Annotated in this window: 17 protein-coding genes; 10 read left to right on the forward strand and 7 right to left on the reverse strand. The window is 49.8% G+C overall.

Annotation, left to right across the window (positions count from 1 at the left end):
• Positions 1 to 73: 73 nt before the first annotated feature.
• Entirely contained in the window at positions 74 to 514 is a 441-nt protein-coding gene (locus tag KDK13_RS01195) for a hypothetical protein (RefSeq protein ID WP_257282922.1), read from the reverse strand.
• Positions 515 to 670: 156 nt separating this feature from the next.
• On the opposite strand from KDK13_RS01195, the gene KDK13_RS01200 reads away from it, so the two are divergent.
• Positions 671 to 811, forward strand: coding sequence for a GNAT family N-acetyltransferase (locus tag KDK13_RS01200; RefSeq protein ID WP_257282923.1), 141 nt, complete (start codon positions 671 to 673; stop codon positions 809 to 811).
• A gap of 55 nt (positions 812 to 866) precedes the next feature.
• Here the strand turns inward: KDK13_RS01200 and KDK13_RS01205 are convergent, their stop codons facing one another.
• Complete coding sequence (locus tag KDK13_RS01205; RefSeq protein ID WP_257282924.1) at positions 867 to 1979, reverse strand: PilT/PilU family type 4a pilus ATPase; 1113 nt, start codon at positions 1977 to 1979, stop codon at positions 867 to 869.
• A gap of 46 nt (positions 1980 to 2025) precedes the next feature.
• Positions 2026 to 2511 carry a glutathione peroxidase gene (locus tag KDK13_RS01210; RefSeq protein ID WP_257282925.1) on the reverse strand — a complete coding sequence of 162 codons (486 nt, stop codon included), beginning with the start codon at positions 2509 to 2511 and terminating at the stop codon, positions 2026 to 2028.
• 580 nt (positions 2512 to 3091) lie between these two features.
• Here KDK13_RS01210 and KDK13_RS01215 point away from each other — a divergent pair.
• The gene (locus tag KDK13_RS01215; protein ID WP_257282926.1) at positions 3092 to 3811 is read left to right on the forward strand and encodes a type 1 glutamine amidotransferase; all 720 of its coding nucleotides are present in this window, start codon (positions 3092 to 3094) and stop codon (positions 3809 to 3811) included.
• Between the two features lie 79 nt (positions 3812 to 3890).
• Here KDK13_RS01215 and KDK13_RS01220 read toward each other — a convergent pair whose 3' ends face one another.
• Genes KDK13_RS01220 through KDK13_RS01230 form a run of 3 tightly spaced genes read right to left on the reverse strand, consistent with a single transcriptional unit; the run spans position 3891 to position 6571 of the window.
• Positions 3891 to 4403 carry a hypothetical protein gene (locus KDK13_RS01220; RefSeq protein ID WP_257282928.1) on the reverse strand — a complete coding sequence of 171 codons (513 nt, stop codon included), beginning with the start codon at positions 4401 to 4403 and terminating at the stop codon, positions 3891 to 3893.
• Positions 4403 to 6199 carry a DEAD/DEAH box helicase gene (locus KDK13_RS01225; protein ID WP_257282929.1) on the reverse strand — a complete coding sequence of 599 codons (1797 nt, stop codon included), beginning with the start codon at positions 6197 to 6199 and terminating at the stop codon, positions 4403 to 4405. Before KDK13_RS01225 ends, KDK13_RS01220 begins: the two co-directional genes overlap by 1 nt.
• Before the next feature lie 3 nt (positions 6200 to 6202).
• Entirely contained in the window at positions 6203 to 6571 is a 369-nt protein-coding gene (locus KDK13_RS01230; RefSeq protein ID WP_257282931.1) for a glutaredoxin, read from the reverse strand.
• Positions 6572 to 6841: 270 nt separating this feature from the next.
• Here KDK13_RS01230 and KDK13_RS01235 point away from each other — a divergent pair, with 270 nt between their 5' ends.
• Entirely contained in the window at positions 6842 to 7879 is a 1038-nt protein-coding gene (locus tag KDK13_RS01235) for a phosphate ABC transporter substrate-binding protein PstS family protein (protein ID WP_257282932.1), read from the forward strand.
• Between the two features lie 74 nt (positions 7880 to 7953).
• On the opposite strand, the gene KDK13_RS01240 is transcribed toward KDK13_RS01235, so the two are convergent.
• A complete protein-coding gene (locus KDK13_RS01240) occupies positions 7954 to 9273 on the reverse strand; it encodes a Na+/H+ antiporter family protein (protein ID WP_257282933.1) in 1320 nt (439 codons plus the stop codon).
• 606 nt (positions 9274 to 9879) lie between these two features.
• Between KDK13_RS01240 and KDK13_RS01245 the strand changes: the two genes are divergently transcribed.
• From KDK13_RS01245 to KDK13_RS01275, 7 genes are all read left to right on the forward strand, one after another.
• Positions 9880 to 12183 carry an ABC transporter permease subunit gene (locus tag KDK13_RS01245; protein ID WP_257282934.1) on the forward strand — a complete coding sequence of 768 codons (2304 nt, stop codon included), beginning with the start codon at positions 9880 to 9882 and terminating at the stop codon, positions 12181 to 12183.
• 26 nt (positions 12184 to 12209) lie between these two features.
• Positions 12210 to 13898, forward strand: a complete 1689-nt coding sequence (gene pstA, locus KDK13_RS01250) for a phosphate ABC transporter permease PstA (protein WP_257282936.1) — start codon at positions 12210 to 12212, stop codon at positions 13896 to 13898.
• Positions 13899 to 13903: 5 nt separating this feature from the next.
• Positions 13904 to 14788, forward strand: a complete 885-nt coding sequence (gene pstB / locus KDK13_RS01255; protein ID WP_257282938.1) for a phosphate ABC transporter ATP-binding protein PstB — start codon at positions 13904 to 13906, stop codon at positions 14786 to 14788.
• Positions 14789 to 14847: 59 nt separating this feature from the next.
• Positions 14848 to 15582 carry a phosphate signaling complex protein PhoU gene (phoU, locus tag KDK13_RS01260; RefSeq protein ID WP_257282939.1) on the forward strand — a complete coding sequence of 245 codons (735 nt, stop codon included), beginning with the start codon at positions 14848 to 14850 and terminating at the stop codon, positions 15580 to 15582.
• A 251-nt stretch (positions 15583 to 15833) separates the two neighbouring features.
• Positions 15834 to 18002 (forward strand): type I secretion system permease/ATPase, encoded by a 2169-nt coding sequence (locus KDK13_RS01265; protein ID WP_257282940.1) that lies wholly within the window; start codon positions 15834 to 15836, stop codon positions 18000 to 18002.
• A 6-nt stretch (positions 18003 to 18008) separates the two neighbouring features.
• Positions 18009 to 19532, forward strand: coding sequence for an HlyD family type I secretion periplasmic adaptor subunit (locus KDK13_RS01270; RefSeq protein ID WP_257282942.1), 1524 nt, complete (start codon positions 18009 to 18011; stop codon positions 19530 to 19532).
• Positions 19533 to 19548: 16 nt separating this feature from the next.
• Entirely contained in the window at positions 19549 to 19905 is a 357-nt protein-coding gene (locus tag KDK13_RS01275; RefSeq protein ID WP_257282943.1) for a DUF4156 domain-containing protein, read from the forward strand.
• Position 19906 lies beyond the last annotated feature (1 nt).

Consider the following 19906-nt stretch of genomic DNA (forward strand, 5'->3'; position numbering starts at 1 on the left):
CCTTGAGTCTGCTCAAGGTTGCAAACCCCGATAGAGTGATCTGTCGGGGTTTTTGCATTGTAGCGAAAGAATATCACTCGGCATCAACTGCTCGAAGAAGGTGACCAAAGTAGCCGCCGGTATCACCGCCTGCCCAGCATTCAGTGTTCTCATTTTGGCAGGAGGGTATGTACTCCTGACACATGGTGCTGGGTGTTGTATATACAGGGCTGATATCCATATCTAAATACCCTTCGGGATGAAAAATGCGTCCTTTGTACTGCCCCCCTTCCATAGAGACAAAGCCTTTTACGTAAATGTCTTCTTCTACGGGGTAAGAGGGCATTTCCATGTCATGTGAATAACAGGCAATAAAGCCATTGATGTCTCCTTCTTCTGCCTGGATTACTGGTATTAGCAAGCCATACAACTTTATGTTTCCCGTTTTCCATGGTTGAACAGGTTCCGCAAAGCTGAAAAAGCTGATACAGAGCAGTGTTGCAAAGAATATGCTTAAGTGTGTTTTTCTTGTCATGGGTATGATCCTCAATAGTTTGTTCAGAGAATTTGATAGGAAGATCGTACCTTTAGTTCCCTGCAAAGGTGATAACAGGCCGGTCAGCGGTGCTTACACAGTCATTTCTGTTTGCAGTGATTTCCATAGTCATTTCACCTATGCAGCATGATTGCCTTGCCCAATCAGCGTAACGAGGCATTGCATCAGAAACTGGGGTATATAAAGGTGGGAGTGATGGAGCGCTGTGGTGTTAAGTTTGATCAGGTTATTGATACATTCATCTGGCAGCGTTCATTAATAGAAGAACATGGGTAGGTGGTTGTGCAGCAGATAAATACCTGTTGCACCGCGTTATTCTCAGACTGTTGCTTCAATCCACGGAAATGGTCAAGTGTGACAGGGAATTATCGTCCCCTCCCTGATGACCATGCATCTTTATGAGCAGGCGCATGTTATTGGAGGAGTCAGCATGCTGGATAGCTTGCTGGGCGGTGATTTTTCCAGCCTCAAACAGCTTGAATATGGATTGGTCAATGGTTTGCATACCCGAGTCTTTGGAGCGCTCCATCAGGTCATGAATTTCATCCACTTTACCTTTTTTGATGAGATCTGCCAGGGCGGGGGTATTTAACAGGATTTCATGGGATGGATAGGCTGTCGTACCATCTTCAGAGCTGATTAACTGCTGTCCCATGATCCCCTGTAGACTCAGCGATAAATCAAGAAGAATCTCCTCGTGTTGCTCTTGTGGGAAAAAGTGAATGATTCGTTCCAGTGCCTGGTAGGCTGTATTGGCATGAAGGGTTGCGATACAGAGGTGACCCGTTTGCACAAATTCAATGGTGTGCCTCATGACCTCGGGTGTACGGATCTCGCCAATAACCACCAGATCTGGTGCCTGACGCAGGGCGTTCGACAGACCCTCTTCATAAGACTGGGTATCCAGCCCAACTTCTCGCTGGGTGACGATGCACTGATTATGACTGTGGATAAATTCAATGGGGTCTTCAATGGTGATGATATGCCCTTTACCCATGGTGTTCCGATAATTGACCAGTGATGCCATCGCGGTTGTTTTACCGGCTCCTGCTGGCCCGGTAATCAGTATTAAGCCTCTCTCCTGAAGTATCAGGTCGCAGAAAATATCGGGCAGGCCAAGCTCCTGTGGAGAAGGAATATGATGGTGAATACGCCTGATCACCATTCCGGGTTCCCCTCGCTGGAAGAAGGCGCTGATGCGAAAACGACCTGAGTCCGGATTCTGTACAGCGTAATTACTTTCACGAGTCTCACAGAATTCCTTAAAACGCTCTTCACCCATCATTTGTTCAAAAATATGGTGTGCCTGCTTACTGGTAAGGGAGGTTTTGGCTATCGATACCAATTGGTCATTGATTTTCAAACAGGGGGGATAGCCGACCGTCAGAAACAGTTCTGAACCGTTACGATCAGCCAGCAGGGAGAGTGCTTTGTTGATATCCACAGTATAAGAGTTTCAAGTTGTTGAGACTCTTAATTTGTCGGCGCGCTCAGCTCTCTCTTAATGCTTTGCAGATATCTTCTTCGATATCTTCCGGTTTGGTCGTCGGGGCATATCGGTCAATAATCTCGCCCTTACGACTGACCAGGAACTTGGTAAAGTTCCATTTTATCTTCTGGGTACCGAGCAACCCCGGGGCTTCGGATTTTAAATCTTTATAGATTGGCGCTGCATGGCCACCATTAACATCAATTTTCTCAAAGATCGGAAAGGTCACCCCGTAGTTCTTCTGACAGAAAGCACCAATCTCTTCACTGTCTCCGGGTTCCTGGCGACCAAATTGATTACAGGGAAAGCCGAGAATGACCAGCCCCTGATCCCTGTATTTGTTGTATAACGCTTCAAGGGATTGATACTGAGGGGTGAAGCCACATTTACTGGCAGTGTTGACAATTAAAACGACCTTGTCTTTATAGTCAGCAAGTTCTTTCATTTCCCCGTCCAGCAAGGGCATTTTGTACTTCTGTAGTTCCATCGGTAGCGGCTCTTTTTCTGGTTAGACCAATGCAGCAAGGTTGCCATGCGAAAGGCATTGGGTAGCCAATACCTTGCTGCATACTCAACAAGCAGTTTTTCAGCCCATCAATAATGGACAGGATCGGGCCAGGAAACAACAAAAAAAGGCCTGAAATTCAGGCCCTAAAGATGAGGATTTGCGAATCACTGGCATTAGCCAGTTTGTCAGGTCTGAAATTTCGTTCGATGGCAGTCCCTCCATAAGTCAGCAGGTTAAGTAGTTGGGTAGCTCAACGACGGTTTGGGGAGAGTCAGGTTGAGCGTATGTAAATGGTTGTTAATGAGAATGGTTATCATTCTACTATTGGGTTCCCGGATAACGCAAGTTTTGGATGAAAAAAAATTTAATTATTTGTTCAAGCTTGTTCTGATCTCCTCATGAGGCATCAGCCTTTTGAGGCTTCAAAGGCAGTGTCAATATGGGTTTCTTATACAGCAGGCTTTGAGAGCCTGTTCCGGATAGTTTCCTCAATCGGCTTCTTGTCGATATAGACTGTATTGGATGCACAACAGAAAAACAGGTTGCGGGGAGGCTGGAATTGAACAAGCGACTGGGTATTTTATTATGCGATGAACATCATCCAGACGCTATTAAGCGCTTTGGCACCTATGATAATGATTACAAAATGATGGTTGACCATGTGATGCCCGGTCAGTGGCAGTATACGGTCTGGCGCTGTCATGAAGGCCATTTTCCGTCATCCGTTGACCAATGTGATGCATGGATTATCAGTGGTAGCAAGTCTTCTGCTTATGACTCAGAGCCCTGGATCCTGAAACTCAAGCTTTTGATTGTCGACCTTGCCAGCAGTGATGCATTGCTGGTTGGCATCTGTTTTGGTCATCAGATTATTCATCAGTCCCTGGGAGGCAAAGTACAAAAGTTTCCGGGAGGATGGGGTTTAGGTGCTTATCCGGTCAAAGCGCTCTGTGATTTCGGGAGTTTCAAGTCCGGTGACCTTATTCGCGTTCTGGCGGTTCATCAGGACCAGGTTGATCAATTGGCTCCGGGCTTTTCTTTGCTGGCTACATCGGATTTCTGCAAGAACGCCATTACCCAAAGGGGGACTTCAATCCTGACCTGGCAAGCGCATCCTGAGTTTGTGGACGGATTTTTTACGGATGTGTGTGAACGGCTGCGCCCAATGGTGGGTAACCGATTAATTGATCAGGCATTGGGAAAGGTTGGATTGCCTGACGATCGATCCCGGGCAGGGAAAACCATCGTTCATTTTCTTGCAGGCAATGGATTGGACTAGAGTTTAAGCAATTCAAGCAGCGTTAGTTTGCCGTAAAGGTCCTTGTAAAGTTCAGCTTGCCACTTTGTACCACTTTGCCTCAGCTGGAACTTTTCATTTTCTTCCCGGCTTTCTGGCAGAGAGTATCCAACAATAACCCGCAATTACCTTCCGTAACCCGGTCACGGGGGATCATCTCGAGCCAACCGCTTTTTCCGGCTATCACAATAATATTGTCTTCTACCGTGATCATCTTTACCTGGCTGTAAGGGCGAAATGCCGGTTTCAGTAATGATGAACGGATGCTGATGCCATTTTCCTCAAGGCACAGAGTACGGGTTTCCAGGTCAAGGTCCGGCTGGTAATGAAGACCAAAGCGTTTATTCACAGCATACTTGAGGCCAAGATTCAGTATCCAGAAGGTAATAAAGGCAGAGCCAAATAGCCCGGAAAGCAGAATATTGCTCAGACTGTTCCGAAAGACCAGCAGTGGCATCAGTAAGCAGGCCAGTGACGCAACCCAGATCACCAGCGTATGCTTCGGGCTGTATTTAATCATCAACTGATTGATGCGATTCTGGGTTTGTCCGGTAATGTGATAAGTGACGTGCATCAGAGCGCTTCGGCCTTGCGATAGTTGCCATCGTAGTCGAACAGCTTATCAATGATTTTCCAGTAATGCTTTTCCTTCTGCGCTATCACAAAGTCAGGTTTACGAAATTTCTTGCGGCTGTGGATAACATTATCCACCGTTGACGCCCGGAATGGCTCTGCACGATTGATCAGGGCATGCTTGCCGAAATGATGATAGAACGCACCTTGCTGGGCGGGTGTATCGAGCCTGAACAATTCACTGACTTCGGCACCATCTTCATCATGGTAGGTAATCCTGATGCGCTGTTTGCCCTGAGTATCTTTATCAGCATTCATTTCCATACCCGAGCAGCGGATCACCATGCAGTTTTTCAGGTTCAGAGCCTCTCGAAGCTTTTTATCCGGGTCAACCAGTCCACTCTGGCAGTGGTGACACTTTCTGGCCGCAATATCATTTTCAGCACCACACTGGTCACACTCTTTAAAGCGGTAGCGGAACTCACACTGTTCTTTCACTTCTCTGCCGTTGTCATCCAGAAACGCTTCAAAGCCCTGACAGCGCCGACCATAGTGTTCCACCAGGTCACCATCACTATCGACCACTCCCCAGAAATGATTCTCATGGCCACAGGCCGGACAGGGAACCGTGACGGGTACAGATTTTGAATCCGGTTTTGGCTCGCCGACTTCCGGGCTGTATAAACTGAAGCGGTTGCCCGCATAATCAATAATCAGGCACTCTTTTTTGTCCGGCGCCAGACGCAGCCCCCGGCCAGCGATCTGCTGATAAAGGCTGACGGACTCTGTTGGCCGCAGTATGGCGATCAGGTCTACATGGGGGGCATCAAAACCTGTGGTGAGTACTGACACATTCACCAGGAATTTAAGTTGCTGCTGCTTGAAGGCGGCAATCAGGCGATCCCGCTCTTTTGCCGGGGTATCACCAATAATCAGGGCACTCTCATTTTCCGGCAGGTAACCCATAATCTCACGGGCATGGTCTACCGTAGAGGCAAACACCATGACACCTTTACGGGTAGCTGCCTCTTTTATTACCTGTTTGATGATTTCACAGGTGGCCCGGTTTTTCCCTTTCAATAACTGATTCAACGCCTGTTCTCCATAACGTCCAAAGCTATCCCGGGACAGCTGACTGAAGTCGTAGAAAACAATGGGGGCATCAACCACCTCGGGTGTCGTGAGATAACCATTGTCAACCATATAAGACAGTGGCAGCTCAAACAGACACTCTTTGAAAAAACGGGGCTCTGCTGTTCGGACCGACCCTTTATTGTCAGCACGTTGATAATACTGGTACAACCAACCCATTCCCAGGCGATAAGGGGTTGCTGTCAGACCGAGTACCTTAAGGTTTGGGTTCAGACATTTAAAGTGTTCAATGACCTTGTGGTAACTGGAGGTTTTCTCCATGGATACCCGGTGGCACTCATCAATCACCAGCAGGGTAAATACTTTCTGATCCGGTGCGTTCTGAAATTGTTCCAGATTTCTGACAACGCTCTGCACACTGCCAAATATCACCTGTTCAGAGGCTTCTTTCTGTCCAAGTCCGGCACTGAAGACCGAGGCCTTCAAGCCATAGCTTTGGTATTTGCCGTGGTTCTGCTCGACCAGCTCCTTGACATGGGCCAGAACCAGAACGCGTCCACGGGCAATGCGCGCCAGCTCGGCGATAACCAGACTCTTGCCAGCGCCTGTGGGCAACACCAGCAGGGCAGGGTCATTAGATTTGCGGAAATGCCGTATCACACTGTGAACGGCATCTTTTTGATAGGGACGGAGCTGGTGGACCATTATTCAGCCAAATCGCTCTTGCAGATACTGGATAATATCGCCCGATTCATACATCCAGGTGTCGTCTTTACCGTCTTCCTGAATGCGCAGGCAGGGTACTTGCACCTTGCCGCCCATCTGTTGTAACTGATTACGGGCCTGAGCGTCATTCATGGCGTCCAGGGTCTGGATATTCAGGCCCAGTGTGTGAATAGCCCTGCGGGTTTTGATACAGAAAGGACAGGCCGTGAACTGGTAGAGCGTCATGTTGGCTGTTTGCGCATCCACCCGGGCTTGCTGTTCTGGTGAGCGGGCCATCGCTTTAGGGCGGGTGAGCTTATCTGCAGCCGCAATACCGTAGCCTAATACATTACGAATAATTTTTAATAACATAGCTTTTGAGTACCCGTGAAAAATCCCATTGTATCAGCTAAGCCAATGCTTATGACTGATGAGCAAAAGGATTATACGAAATGGCTGATTCCTGCATGCATTCTATCCAGATAATTATTCTGCCTTCATAGAATTGTCATATTTGAGTTCTATATTTGATTTTCAGAAGTCAAGCAAGGAGGCCCTCGCCTCGGATCAATCTTTAATAGCCCTGAATCATTAGCGGGTGCTGTTAATCAGACAGGGCGTGCCAAGCCAGGAGAACAAAGGATGAAAATAAAAAAATGCTTAACTGCCTCTATACCATCTCTGCTGTTTAAAAGGGTTCTGGCCGTGTCTGCTACTGCAGCACTGGCGCTGGCCAGTGGCTCTGCAATGGCCAGCCAGCTGGATCCATCCCTGCCAAAGTACAGTAAGTCCAGTGGTGTATCCGGTAACCTGTCATCCGTTGGTTCAGACACGCTGGCTAACCTGATGACGCTCTGGGCCGAAGATTTCAAGCGCATTTATCCCAATGTCAATGTTCAGATCCAGGCGGCGGGTTCTTCTACTGCACCGCCCGCCCTGACAGAAAGTACCTCAAACTTTGGTCCCATGAGCCGGGAAATGAAGGATAAAGAGCTGGCAGCGTTTGAGAAGAAGCATGGTTACAAGCCGACGGCCATCCCGGTGGCTATCGATGCTCTGGCTGTCTTTGTGAACAAAGATAATCCCATCAAAGGCCTGACCATGGCTGAAGTGGATGCCATTTTCTCGTCAACCCGCAAGTGTGGCGCAGACAGTGACGTGAAGACCTGGGGGGATATCGGGCTGAGTGGCTCCTGGAAGAACCGCTCCATGCAACTGTACGGGCGTAATTCGGTATCCGGCACTTATGGCTATTTCAAGAAGAAGGCGCTGTGTAAGGGGGACTTCAAAAACAGTGTGAATGAGCAGCCCGGCTCTGCTTCTGTGGTTCAGTCGGTTTCTGCATCGCTCAATGGTATCGGTTATTCCGGTATTGGTTACAAAACCTCCAGTGTGAGAACCGTTGCGCTGGCGAAGAAAGAAGGTCAGGCCTTTGTTGAGGCGACGCCCCTGAATGCGGTTGATGGCAGCTATCCACTGTCACGTTTCCTGTACGTGTATGTGAATAAGCAGCCTAACAAGCCACTTTCTCCAATTGAGCGCGAATTTGTCAAGCTGGTGCTCTCCAGACAGGGGCAGGAAGTGGTTGTGAAGGATGGCTATATCCCACTGCCGGGCATGGTTGTTGATAAATACCTCGCTCAGCTCGGACTGGATAATACGACCGTTGCCAGTAAGTAAGCTGACTTAATATAAAGCCACTGTCTTCAGTGGCTTTATTCTTTGGTTAACCCGGCAACTGATAATGTTCCTGATTACAGAATCATTGCCGCGATCCAGGCAAAAAGGATCATGGGAATGTTGTAGTGCATAAACGTCGGAATGACGGTGTCACGAATGTGGTCGTGCTGGCCATCCACATCCAGCCCGGCGGTTGGGCCAATGGTGGAGTCTGAGGCTGGAGAACCTGCGTCACCCAGCGCACCGGAAGCACCAACAATCGCTGCAGTTGCCAATGGTGAAAAGCCAAGAGCCAGTGCCAGCGGGACATAGAGTGTGGCAATGATGGGGATGGTAGAGAATGAAGAACCAATGCCCATGGTAATCATCAAACCAACAGCCAGCATCAGCAACGCAGCCAGTGCCTTGCTTCCGAATACCAGCTCCTCAACCATGGATACCAGGGCAGGAATATCCCCGGTTGCCCTGAGTACTTCGGCAAAGCCTGAGGCAGAGATCATGATAAATCCACACAGAGCCATCATTCTTACACCCCGGGCAAAGACATCATCCGCTTCGCGCCAGTTCACAATGCCACCGAGGATCATCATTACAAAGCCTGTCGCTGCACCCATGGCCATGGAGTCAGTGAACAGTTGAACGCCGAGTGCTGCCGCAATGGATACAAGAGTCGTCAAGACCGCCTTTGGTTCCATGGATGACTGCTCCTGCTCAGCCGTTTTCAGAGCATTCTCTTCAATGTGGTAGTGGCGAGGCTTTCGGTAAGTCCAGAATACGGCGACCAGCAGGCCAATAAACATGCCGAGTACCGGCAAAGCCATGGCCGATGGCATCAGGTCAGGGTCAATGTTCAGGCCATTATCGTTGAGGTTGCCCGCCAGGATCTGGGTCAGGTAGATATTACCGAAGCCAATGGGAACCAGCATATAGGTAGCGATCAGACCAAACGACAGTGTGCTTGCTACCGCCCGGCGGTCCAGCTGTAAAGAACTGAACACGCCCAGTAGCGGTGGAATCAGAATAGGAATAAAAGCGATATGTACAGGTACCACATTCTGAGAGGCAAATGACATCAGCAGAATGCTTCCCAGGATCGAGATTCGGATGCCCGCTGTTTTGTGGGTTCGGGCTACTCGCTGAATAATCCGGTCGGCCAGCCACTGGGGAATCCCGGATGCGGATATGGCCATGGCAAAGGCACCCAGCATACCGTAGCTGATGGCGATGCTGGCACCGCCCCCCAAACCTTCGGTAAAAGCAGTCAGTGTGGCATCAAACCCCAGCCCACCTGCAAGACCACCTCCAATAGCACCCAGGAAAAGTGCAAGTACAACGTTTACACGCAAGACACTCAAGGTCAGCATGATGGCAACAGCCAAAATGACAGCGTTCATAGTAATCCAGTGTTGTGTTCTTTTGAGTTATAAGCGGTTTGCGATACTTCAATCCACAGCACAATCCATAGCAGATCAGCGTAGAACTCAGTGAGAGCAGTCGCATCCAGCGATCAGTTTTGCCTTGAGTCTTTGTTCTGGTTGGAAATTGCAGCCTTGAGTGGTAAATATCACACACTCAGCACTATGAAAATAACTCAGACTCTAAAAAGGTGATATTTCATAGAAAACTGCTTCCACGTTGAGGCTAGAAGCTCAGGCGATAAAAGTAAATGGGTTCTGGGATTATTGAACCAGTAAATCAATGGTGGTGATGGTGTCGGTGGGGATGCAGGAAAGAGACAATAGAAAGGGCAGAATTACACTGTTCTGATCGGGTATCAGTACCGGGTATTGTTAGCAGCTTTCTGGGTAACATCGTTATTTTCTCTGATCATTATGCTCTTGCAACAGGTCTGCAAGCCCAGGATTTTTATGCTTAAAGCAGTCCTCGGCAGCCACTAAATTACAATGATCTGTCAGTTCAGGCAATGGTTTTTTTCCGGTGTCACATAACTGTCATATTGATTTTGTATGGTACGAAGATGATTTAATCCGGCTTGCGCTATGTATCAAAAATCGATAAATAACAGCCCGGGTATTGATTTCAATACACCGGCACTAAAAAAATATCGTTCCCTGCGCTTCCTGAAAGACCGTCTTACCCACTGGGGAGTCGCCGCCGGTGGTCTTGGCGTTATTCTGGCGATTCTCCTGATTTTCTTTTACCTCCTCTACGAGGTCCTGCCGCTATTTAACCGCGCTGGGATTACCCGGGTTTCTTCGTACCCATCGACCCTGGCTTTCGTTGATGAGAATAATAAAGTACCGATATTTCTCTCCATTGAAGAACAGGCAGAAGTCGCTATGGGAGCAGAAGCTTCTGGTAACCTTCGTTTTTTTTCTACCCAATCCGGTGAGTGGTTACAGGATGAGTCCCTGCCAGTACCAACGGGCAGTGATGTGGTCAAGGTGGTCCGGGATGCTTCTGGTTCCAATCTGATGGCAGCCGGTCTCTCCAACGGTGAGATCATTTTGTTCGATCAGGGCTATAAAATAACCTGGCCCGATGACCATCGGAAGATCACCCCGGAAGTCAGCTATCCCTATAATCGGCAGCCCTTTGCCATAAACGATCTTTCTGCCCCGGTTGCGCAACTGGCGATCAGTGACGGTGAGGAAAAGCTCTTGGTGGCCGCCAGCATCAATAATCAGCTGGTGATGGATGTTTTTCATAAGGAAGCGGATTTTTTAACCGGTTCAGTCACTATTGAGCAGCAGTCCGTCACACTGCCAGTTATCACTGGACTGGCTGCCCAGGGTGAGCCTGAACTGCGTCAGTTGCTGATCGATCCCGAACAAACCTGGCTTTACGTCCTCAGTGGCAGCAATCATCTGACGGTGATCAATATTAGTGATACTCATCGCCCCTATATCCATGAGACGCTTAATCTAACCGCTCAGGGGGTAGACGTTACCGCGTTGACGTTCCTGTTGGGCGGAGTATCCCTGCTGGTGGGCGATTCAGAAGGCACTATTGCCCAGTGGTTTATGGTTCGCGACGATGGCAGCCAGGGCTTGAGGAATATTCGTGCTTTCAGCCTCGGTAATCATCCCGTCGACAAGATTGTTCCGGAGCATCGGCGCAAGGGCTTTCTGGCTGCGGATGTGAATGGTCAGGTTGGTCTGTTTTACACCACCGCAAACCGTTCTCTGCTGGTGGAGCCAATCGCTGCTGGTCGAATTGATCAAATGGCCGTCGCCCCAAGAGGCAATTATCTGATTCTGGAAAGCCAGGGTGAGACTCAATTTCTGAAAATCGACAATGAGCATCCGGAAATATCCTGGTCTGCTCTCTGGGGAAAAGTCTGGTATGAGTCTTACAGCCAGCCGGATTACATCTGGCAGTCCTCGGCATCCAATAATGATTTTGAGCCCAAACTGAGCCTGATGCCATTGTCGTTCGGAACGCTCAAGGCAGCGTTTTACGCCATGTTGCTGGCAGCACCGCTGGCCATCTGTGCGGCCATCTACACCGCCTACTTTATGGCGCCGGGTATGCGCAGAAAGGTAAAGCCGGTGATCGAGCTGATGGAGGCCTTGCCGACGGTCATTCTGGGTTTCCTGGCAGGACTCTGGCTGGCCCCGCTGATTGAGAATCAGCTGGTGGGTATTTTCGCCCTGTTGCTCTTTGTGCCAGTGGGCATCCTGGTCTTTGCTTTTGGCTGGGATAGCCTGCCGTCAGCCATTCGCCACCGGATTCCTGACGGGATGCAGGCTGGATTGCTGGTTCCCGTCGTGTTAATCAGTGGTGCCCTGGCCATGTCGCTCAGCTCCAGTCTGGAGCTTTGGCTGTTTGCTGGTGATATGCGCACCTGGCTGACCACCGAGCTGGGCATTCCCTATGACCAGCGTAATGCCCTGGTGGTAGGACTGGCCATGGGTTTTGCTGTTATTCCAACCATATTTTCCATCGCCGAGGATGCGATATTCAGCGTACCCCGGCACCTGACCTATGGCTCCCTGGCCCTGGGAGCAACACCCTGGCAGACCCTGACCCGGGTGGTGCTATTGACTGCCAGTCCGGGTATTTTTTCAGCACTGATGATTGGTATGGGAAGGGCAGTGGGTGAAACCATGATTGTTCTGATGGCGACCGGGAATACGCCCATTATGGATGCCAATATCTTTGAGGGCATGCGGACGCTGGCGGCCAATATCGCGGTTGAGATGCCGGAATCGGAAGTGGGCAGCAGCCATTACCGAATTCTCTTTCTGGCTGCCCTGGTGCTGTTCCTGTTTACCTTTGTGGTGAACACGGCGGCGGAGATGGTACGCCATCGACTCCGTAAGAAATACAGCTCGCTTTAAGAAGGGAATAAGGATAGGAAATGGCCATGAATAATACCCTTCAAAGCTCTCGAAAACGTTCTGTTGGTGCATGGATTAACAGTGGTGCTCCCTGGGTCTGGCTGAATGCCGGTGCGGTTGCCATCAGTCTTGTTCTGGTGATCGGCCTGCTGGGATTGATCGCTGTGCGAGGCCTGGGGCACTTCTGGCCGGGCCAGATCATGGTGGCCGATTACCAGCCTCCCGGGCAGGCCATCAGGATGGTCGCCGGCGAAATTACCGACAGTGAAGAAGTCCCTGCGGCCCGTCTGACGTCATCAGGCCTCGATGTTACTGATGGGCAGGAGCTTTATACCCGTGATCTGTTGAAGCAGGGTAATCGGGACCTCAGTGGTGCTGACTTTGTCTGGATTGTGGATGAGTGGCTGAGTAACCGCCAGTACCCGGAAGATATCATGGTGCTTGAGCGTCGGGAGTGGGGCAATTTCTACGGCTTCCTTGAGTCCGTTCAGGAGGGTGGAGTCACCGTTGCCACGGGTGAATCGGCCTGGGCCGTATTCAATGAGCGTCTGGATCGGGCACTGGTGATTTATCAGGCCATCTATCAGATTGAAAAACACGACATTGGCTCAATTAATGCCTCAATAGAGCAACTGCGGCTGGCCGAGCGACGTCTGGAGCTGAGCGGTGATCTTGATCCTGTCCGTCAGGCAGAGATTCAGGCTGAACGAAAACGGCTGGATCAGGAATATCAGCAACTGGAAACCCAGCTGGGTGATCTTTATCGGGCATTCAATCGCGACCGCTTTGTGGCCAGAACCGTTGATGGACAGACTCTGGAACAGCCAATCAGTAAGGTGGTTCGTGCCTATCAGCCCAATACCCTGTCATTGACCGATAAAATAGGCTTCTACTTTGACAAGGTCGGTGAGTTCATCCTTGATGATCCTAGGGAAGCCAATACCGAAGGCGGTGTATTCCCTGCTATCTTTGGTACGGTCATGATGGTGATTCTGATGTCCATTATGGTGACGCCTTTTGGAGTCATCGCTGCCGTCTATCTTCGAGAGTACGCCAGTCAGGGCTGGATGACCCGGGCAATACGAGTGGCGGTCAATAACCTCGCGGGGGTTCCCTCCATCGTTTACGGGGTCTTTGGCCTTGGTTTCTTCATTTATTTTGCCGGTGCAAAAATCGATAACCTGTTTTTTGCCGAGGCCCTGCCATCACCCACCTTTGGTACTCCGGGGCTATTGTGGGCATCCATTACCCTGGCGCTGCTGACCCTGCCGGTGGTGATTGTCGCTACTGAAGAGGGGCTGTCCCGTATTCCCCGCTCTGTTCGGGAAGGGAGTCTGGCCCTCGGTGCGACCAGGGCAGAAACGCTGTGGCGGGTTGTGCTGCCCATGGCGAGTCCGGCCATGATGACTGGTTTAATTCTGGCAGTTGCCCGTGCGGCAGGGGAAGTAGCACCATTGATGCTGGTGGGTGTTGTGAAGCTGGCTCCCAGCTTGCCGCTGGATGGTAACTATCCCTATCTGCATCTTGATCAGAAGTTCATGCACCTGGGCTTTCATATTTTTGATGTGGGCTTCCAGAGTCCGAATGTAGAAGCCGCCAGGCCCCTGGTGTATGCCACTGCATTGCTGCTGGTGATGGTTATTGCTGTTCTGAATCTGTCCGCCGTTGCCATTCGCAACCATTTACGGGAAAAATACAAGAGCCTTGAGGACTGAACACGATGTCTGCTGAAGCGCCTGTACAACCTGCTCGTACTGAACAGTCTGCTGGATTTTCCAGGGCTGTTAATCCTGAGTCCCTGGGGCGTGGCCGATCTGCACTGAGTTTGGAGCATGAGCCGACCAGTATGGAAGTGTCTGGCCTGAACCTGTTCTATGGTGAGAAGCAGGCGCTGTTTGATATCTCCATGAAGATACCGCAAAAGCGGGTAACGGCATTTATCGGGCCATCGGGCTGTGGTAAATCCACATTGCTGCGCAGTATGAACCGGATGAATGATCTGGTGGATGGCTGCCGCGTGGGTGGGCAGATACTGCTCACCGATGCTTCCGGGGTTCAGCAGAATATCTACGAGAAATCCGTTAATGTGGCTGATCTTCGTCGCCGGGTGGGGATGGTGTTCCAAAAGCCGAACCCATTCCCGAAGAGTATTTATGAAAATGTTGCCTATGGCCTGAGAATTCAGGGCATTAATAAAAAGCGGGTACTCGATGAAGTTGTGGAGTGGGCTCTGAAAGGGGCTGCTCTCTGGAAGGAAGTGAAGGACCGCCTTCATGAAAGTGCGCTGGGCCTTTCCGGTGGGCAGCAACAACGTCTGGTCATTGCCCGGACCATTGCGGTAGAACCCGAAGTATTGCTCCTGGATGAGCCTGCATCCGCACTTGACCCCATTTCTACCTTGAAGATTGAAGAGTTGATCAATGAGTTGAAGTCCAGATTTACCATTGTCATTGTCACCCATAACATGCAGCAGGCGGCACGGGTGTCGGATTACGCCGCGTTTATGTATATGGGGCGGATGATCGAGTATGGTGACACGGACAGACTGTTCACCAACCCCCGCAAGAAACAGACTGAAGACTATATTACTGGCCGTTATGGCTGAGGATTACTGACGTTCTTCCTGAACCTCAACTGCCTCGAAGCAGCTTCGAAGGAATGCCCATGCCTAACCAAAGCGATTTGCTGACCCACCATATTTCCCAGCAGTTCAACCATGAGCTGGAAGAGCTTCGAAATAACCTGTTGTCCATGGGCGGCATGGTTGAAAAGCAGGTCAGTGATGCCATTGAGTCACTGATCAATGCCGACAGTGACCTGGCCATCGTTGTCTGTGAAAAAGACACCGACATTAACTTTATGGAAACGTCCATTGACCAGGAGTGTTCCAGAATCCTGGCCCGCCGTCAGCCTGCAGCCAGCGACTTACGCCTGGTGCTGGCATGCACCAAAGTGGCGACGGACCTGGAGCGCATTGGCGATGAGGCGGCCAAAATTGCCCGATTTGCCATAAAATTGTCAGAACAGGGGGAAGCACCCAAAGGTTATATTGAGACCCGTCATATTGGCAGCCATGTCCGCCAGATGACTCAGGATGCTCTGAATGCGTTTGCCCGGTTTGATGCAGAGCAGGCCCTTGCGGTGGCCAAAGAGGATAAAGCGGTTGATCGGGAGTACAAAAGTGCTACCCGTGAACTGGTCACTTATATGATGGAAGATCCCCGCTCCATTACCCGTGTTTTGAATATTATGTGGGTGTTACGTTCCCTGGAGCGAATTGGTGATCATGCCAGAAATATTGCGGAATACGTTATTTACCTGGTAAAAGGGACGGACGTCAGACACATTGGTCTTAAACGAATGCAGGAAGAGGTGTTTGATAAGCCGCTGGATGATTGAAGTAGGGTCTGTTGTGGTTTCATTAAAATGTTTCAGGGGAATTTAATTCCCCTTTCTTTTATTTTCTAATATGAACACCGTTTAAGAATATAGTGTTCAATTTTTTATTTTTTCATTTGTTGGATGTTTTGATTATCTGTTTTGTATTTTGCGCTAGTCTTTAGTTATTGATACCTTTCAGACAATCATGCTGTATGTTTCTGAATCAAAATCTTTTAAGAAAAAACGGATGAAACAATCAGCAGGTAGCTATGAATCACTCCAGTACAATACATGACGGCTGGGATATTCCTGATGAACAACCCGCCAGCAGCGATGACCTCCTCGAATGCCTCGCCTTGTTAACTCGCCATTATGGGAATCCGTATTCACGGGAATCTTTAAAGGCTGGAATGCCACTTGAGAATGGCAAATTTACTGCAGAAGTATTTATTCGATCATCGGAAAGAGCCGGTCTGGCTTGTAAAGTCCATAAGAGAGATATTTCAGATATATCGTCTCTGGTCGTTCCTGCCGTTTTATTACTGAATAAACGAAAAGCCTGCCTTTTGGTGGACATTGATCCTTCACAGGGAACAGCCCGGATTATTATGCCGGAAACCGGTGAAGGTTCAAAAGAAATCAGCATTGAAGAATTAAATGAGTCTTATAGTGGTTATGTTATCTATGTCCGCGAGAAGCATCGTTATGACCGTCGGACACCTCAGCAATTAAAGGTTAAATCCAGGCACTGGTTCTGGGGAACCATTCTTGGGTCATGGCGGATTTACCGTGATGTTTTACTGGCATCCCTGTTGATCAATATCTTTGTTGTCGCCAGCCCGCTGTTTGTTATGAATGTCTATGACCGGGTGGTTCCCAACCAGGCATTCGATACCCTCTGGGTCCTGGCCATTGGCGCTTTTATTGTTTTCAGTTTTGATTTCGTCCTGAAGATGGTGCGCAGTTATTTTATTGATCTGGCCGGTAAAAAATCTGATATTTTGCTCTCTTCAACCATCATGGAGCAGGTTCTTGGGTTGAGCATGACGGCCAAGCCCGCGTCCGTCGGCTCCTTTGCCAAAAACCTTCAGGATTTTGAAAGTATTCGGGACTTTATTACCTCTTCAACGGTAACTGCCCTGGTTGACCTGCCATTCACCTGTATCATTCTTTTCGTCATATTTATGCTTGGTGGCCCGACGGCGATCGTACCTTTGGTAGCCATGCTCATCATTGGTCTCTATAGTTTTCTCATTCAGGAGCCTCTGAAAAACTCCGTTGAAAAAACACTTCGTTCCAGTCAGCAGAAAAATGCCACATTAATTGAAAGCCTTTCAGGCATGGAAGCCTTGAAAATTGCCCAGGCAGAAAGTGATATCCAGTACCGATGGGAAAAAGCCGTTAGCCATATCGCCACCTGGAGCATTAAAACCAAATTAATCAGTGCCTCGGCCACCAGTTTCAGCGCCTACGTCCAGCAAATGGCCAATATCGCCATGGTGATTCTTGGGGTCTATCTGATTGCTGAGGGTGAGTTGAGCATGGGGGGGCTGATTGCTTCGGTCATGTTGACTGGCCGCTGTCTGGGACCCATGGCTCAGATTGCCGGGTTGGCAACGCGCTATAACCAGGCCAAGTCAGCCCTGGATGGCCTGAATGAGATCATGGCCATGCCAACCGAGCGTCATGAGGACAGGGACTATGTGAACCGTCCAGACCTGAAAGGCAGCATTGAGTTTGATGGGGTCAGCTTTGCCTATCCCGGGCAGGAAATCCATGCCTTAAGGGATGTCAGCCTGAGACTTAAGGCCGGTGAAAGGGTGGGGATTATCGGGCGGATTGGCTCGGGAAAAACCACCATCGAAAAGCTGGTACTGGGTCTTTATGAACCGGGAGAAGGTGCGGTCCGGATTGACGGTGTTGATTTGCGACAGATCAATCCCACTGACCTTCGTTCCAGTATTGGCTGCGTCAGCCAGGACATAACGCTGTTCTACGGCTCAATCAAAGACAATATCACCCTGGGTGCAAACCATATTGAAGACAGCCAGTTACTTGAGGCGGCTGAGATTGCCGGAGTGACGGAGTTTGCCAATAAGCACCCTAACGGGCTGGATATGAACGTGGGTGAGCGCGGACAAAACCTGTCTGGAGGGCAGCGACAAAGCATCGCCTTGGCCCGTGCCCTGCTGATGGATCCACCGATTCTGTTGATGGATGAGCCATCCAGCGCGATGGATAACACCACAGAGCTACGGATGAAGGAGCAGCTGAAGACCCGGTGTGGCGACAAGACGTTGATCCTGGTTACCCATAAGGCCTCAATGCTGGATCTGGTCGATCGCTTGATCGTTATGGATAACGGGCGTGTCGTTGCGGATGGACCTAAGGATCAGGTACATGCGGCGTTAAGACAGGGCAAACTCAAAATAGGATAGGCTGGAATGAGTAGCAACGATGATAAGGAAGTGAAGGACTCGACAGAGGCTCCTGTGAATCAGACTGAACCCTCCGGAGACCGCAAAATGCCATCGGGTGATTCAGAACAGGATATGTCCAACCTGGAATTTAATCTTGACGATGGTCAAGGGAAGGCTTCTTTAGAGAATGCTTCAGAGACTTCTACAGATAACCCTTTAGAGAAAATAGAAGACAGCGTGTCACCGGATGATATGGAGTATATCTCTGACACCAATGTCGCCATGCTGATAAAAACCCCAAGAGGGGGGCGTTTACTGATATACACCATGTTATTGGCCCTGCTCTCTGCCATGGTATGGGCCAGTATTGCCAGGCTGGATGAAATTACCCGGGGATTAGGGGTCGTCATTCCATCCTCCCGGTTGCAGGTGGTGCAAAACCTGGAAGGTGGGATCCTGGAGCAGATATTTGTGACAGAAGGCCAACAGGTGCAATCCGGGGAACCGTTGATGCAGCTGGATGATACCATTTTTTCGTCCAGCTTCCGGGAAGGTGCCATCGAGTACTACAGCGAGCTGGCCAAAGCAGCCAGGCTTAAAGCTGAGCTCTCCGGTAGTGCATTGAGCTTTCCGGAAGAATTGAATGACTACCCGGCTTATACCCAGCGGGAGCGGGAAATTTTTTATCAGCGTGCCGACCGCTTTATCGCCGAACTCAATGTTGCCAGGGAGAAGGCTGTACAGGCCCAACATGAGTTGGCAGCAGCTGAAGATCAGCTGAAATTCCTGACCACCAGTTTTGAACTGGGGGTGGATGAACTGGAATTGACGGTGCCCCTGGCAGAGCAGGGTGTGGTCTCCAAGGTTGAATTGATTCAGTTAAGGCAGCGGGTGAATGACCTGGAGTCAGAAAAGCGCAAGACGGAACTGAGTATTCCAAAGCGACGGGCGGCCTATCAGGAGGCGCTTTCCCGCAAAGAGGAGGTTGTCCAGGAGTACCGTGCGAATATTGTCCAGGAACTCAAGGAAACTGAAGTCCACCTGGACCAGTTGGGTGAGTCCAATAATGCCCTTGAGGACAAGGTCGACCGGACTCTGGTCAGGTCACCCATGGATGGCATTGTCAAGAAAATCCATGTCACCACGCTTGGTGGAGTGGTTCAGCCTGGCATGAGCCTGCTGGAGATTGTACCACTGGAAGATAACCTCATGATTGAGGCTCAAATTCAGCCAAAAGACATTGGGTTTCTGCGTCAGGGAATGAAAGCCATCGTTAAGCTGACGGCTTATGACTTTGCTATTTATGGTGGGCTTGAAGGCGAGGTTGAGCACATCAGTGCTGATACCATCAAGGATGAGCAAGGCGAGAGCTTTTATATTGTCCGAATCAGAACCAAAAATAACTTTGTTGGCACAGAAGACAAACCATTGATGATTATTCCCGGTATGAGAACCGATGTGGATATTATCACTGGGGATAAGACACTGATGGCCTATTTGCTTAAGCCAATTCTCAGGGCCAGGCAGAATGCGTTGACAGAAAGATAAACAGGAGGTGGGTATTATGAAAAAATCATTCAGGCTGGTTGCCTGCAGTTTCAGTTTTCTGGCGTTACTCGGATGCGCAGCCAAAGAGCCGATTCCGGCAGCAATGAATGTAGAATTGGTGAATGAGCCGCCGGATAGCAGCAAATGCCAGTTTCTGGCCGAGATAGTGGGTTCCCAGGGGAACTGGTTTACCGGTGATTTTACCTCCAATAAAAACCTGGTTATCGGTGCCAGGAATGAGCTGAGAAATCAGGCATACAAGCTCGGCGCTAATGTTGTCTACATTCAGGATATGAAAAACACCAATGCCTATGGCTCATTGGGTACCACCAATACCACGGCGGTAGGAAAAGCTTACCGGTGTAAGCAGTGAA

It is taken from the genome of Endozoicomonas sp. SESOKO1 (assembly GCF_024606265.1).
Taxonomy (GTDB): domain Bacteria; phylum Pseudomonadota; class Gammaproteobacteria; order Pseudomonadales; family Endozoicomonadaceae; genus Endozoicomonas.

What these genes read in the sequence shown, in the direction of transcription:
- KDK13_RS01195 (WP_257282922.1), bottom strand. Translation starts at nt 514, where the DNA reads ATGACAAGAAAAACACACTTAAGCATATTCTTTGCAACACTGCTCTGT.
- KDK13_RS01210 (WP_257282925.1), bottom strand. Translation starts at nt 2,511, where the DNA reads ATGGAACTACAGAAGTACAAAATGCCCTTGCTGGACGGGGAAATGAAA.
- KDK13_RS01220 (WP_257282928.1), bottom strand. Translation starts at nt 4,403, where the DNA reads ATGCACGTCACTTATCACATTACCGGACAAACCCAGAATCGCATCAAT.
- KDK13_RS01225 (WP_257282929.1), bottom strand. Translation starts at nt 6,199, where the DNA reads ATGGTCCACCAGCTCCGTCCCTATCAAAAAGATGCCGTTCACAGTGTG.
- KDK13_RS01230 (WP_257282931.1), bottom strand. Translation starts at nt 6,571, where the DNA reads ATGTTATTAAAAATTATTCGTAATGTATTAGGCTACGGTATTGCGGCT.
- KDK13_RS01235 (WP_257282932.1), top strand. Translation starts at nt 6,842, where the DNA reads ATGAAAATAAAAAAATGCTTAACTGCCTCTATACCATCTCTGCTGTTT.
- KDK13_RS01240 (WP_257282933.1), bottom strand. Translation starts at nt 9,273, where the DNA reads ATGAACGCTGTCATTTTGGCTGTTGCCATCATGCTGACCTTGAGTGTC.
- KDK13_RS01245 (WP_257282934.1), top strand. Translation starts at nt 9,880, where the DNA reads ATGTATCAAAAATCGATAAATAACAGCCCGGGTATTGATTTCAATACA.
- pstA (WP_257282936.1), top strand. Translation starts at nt 12,210, where the DNA reads ATGAATAATACCCTTCAAAGCTCTCGAAAACGTTCTGTTGGTGCATGG.
- pstB (WP_257282938.1), top strand. Translation starts at nt 13,904, where the DNA reads ATGTCTGCTGAAGCGCCTGTACAACCTGCTCGTACTGAACAGTCTGCT.
- phoU (WP_257282939.1), top strand. Translation starts at nt 14,848, where the DNA reads ATGCCTAACCAAAGCGATTTGCTGACCCACCATATTTCCCAGCAGTTC.
- KDK13_RS01265 (WP_257282940.1), top strand. Translation starts at nt 15,834, where the DNA reads ATGAATCACTCCAGTACAATACATGACGGCTGGGATATTCCTGATGAA.
- KDK13_RS01270 (WP_257282942.1), top strand. Translation starts at nt 18,009, where the DNA reads ATGAGTAGCAACGATGATAAGGAAGTGAAGGACTCGACAGAGGCTCCT.
- KDK13_RS01275 (WP_257282943.1), top strand. Translation starts at nt 19,549, where the DNA reads ATGAAAAAATCATTCAGGCTGGTTGCCTGCAGTTTCAGTTTTCTGGCG.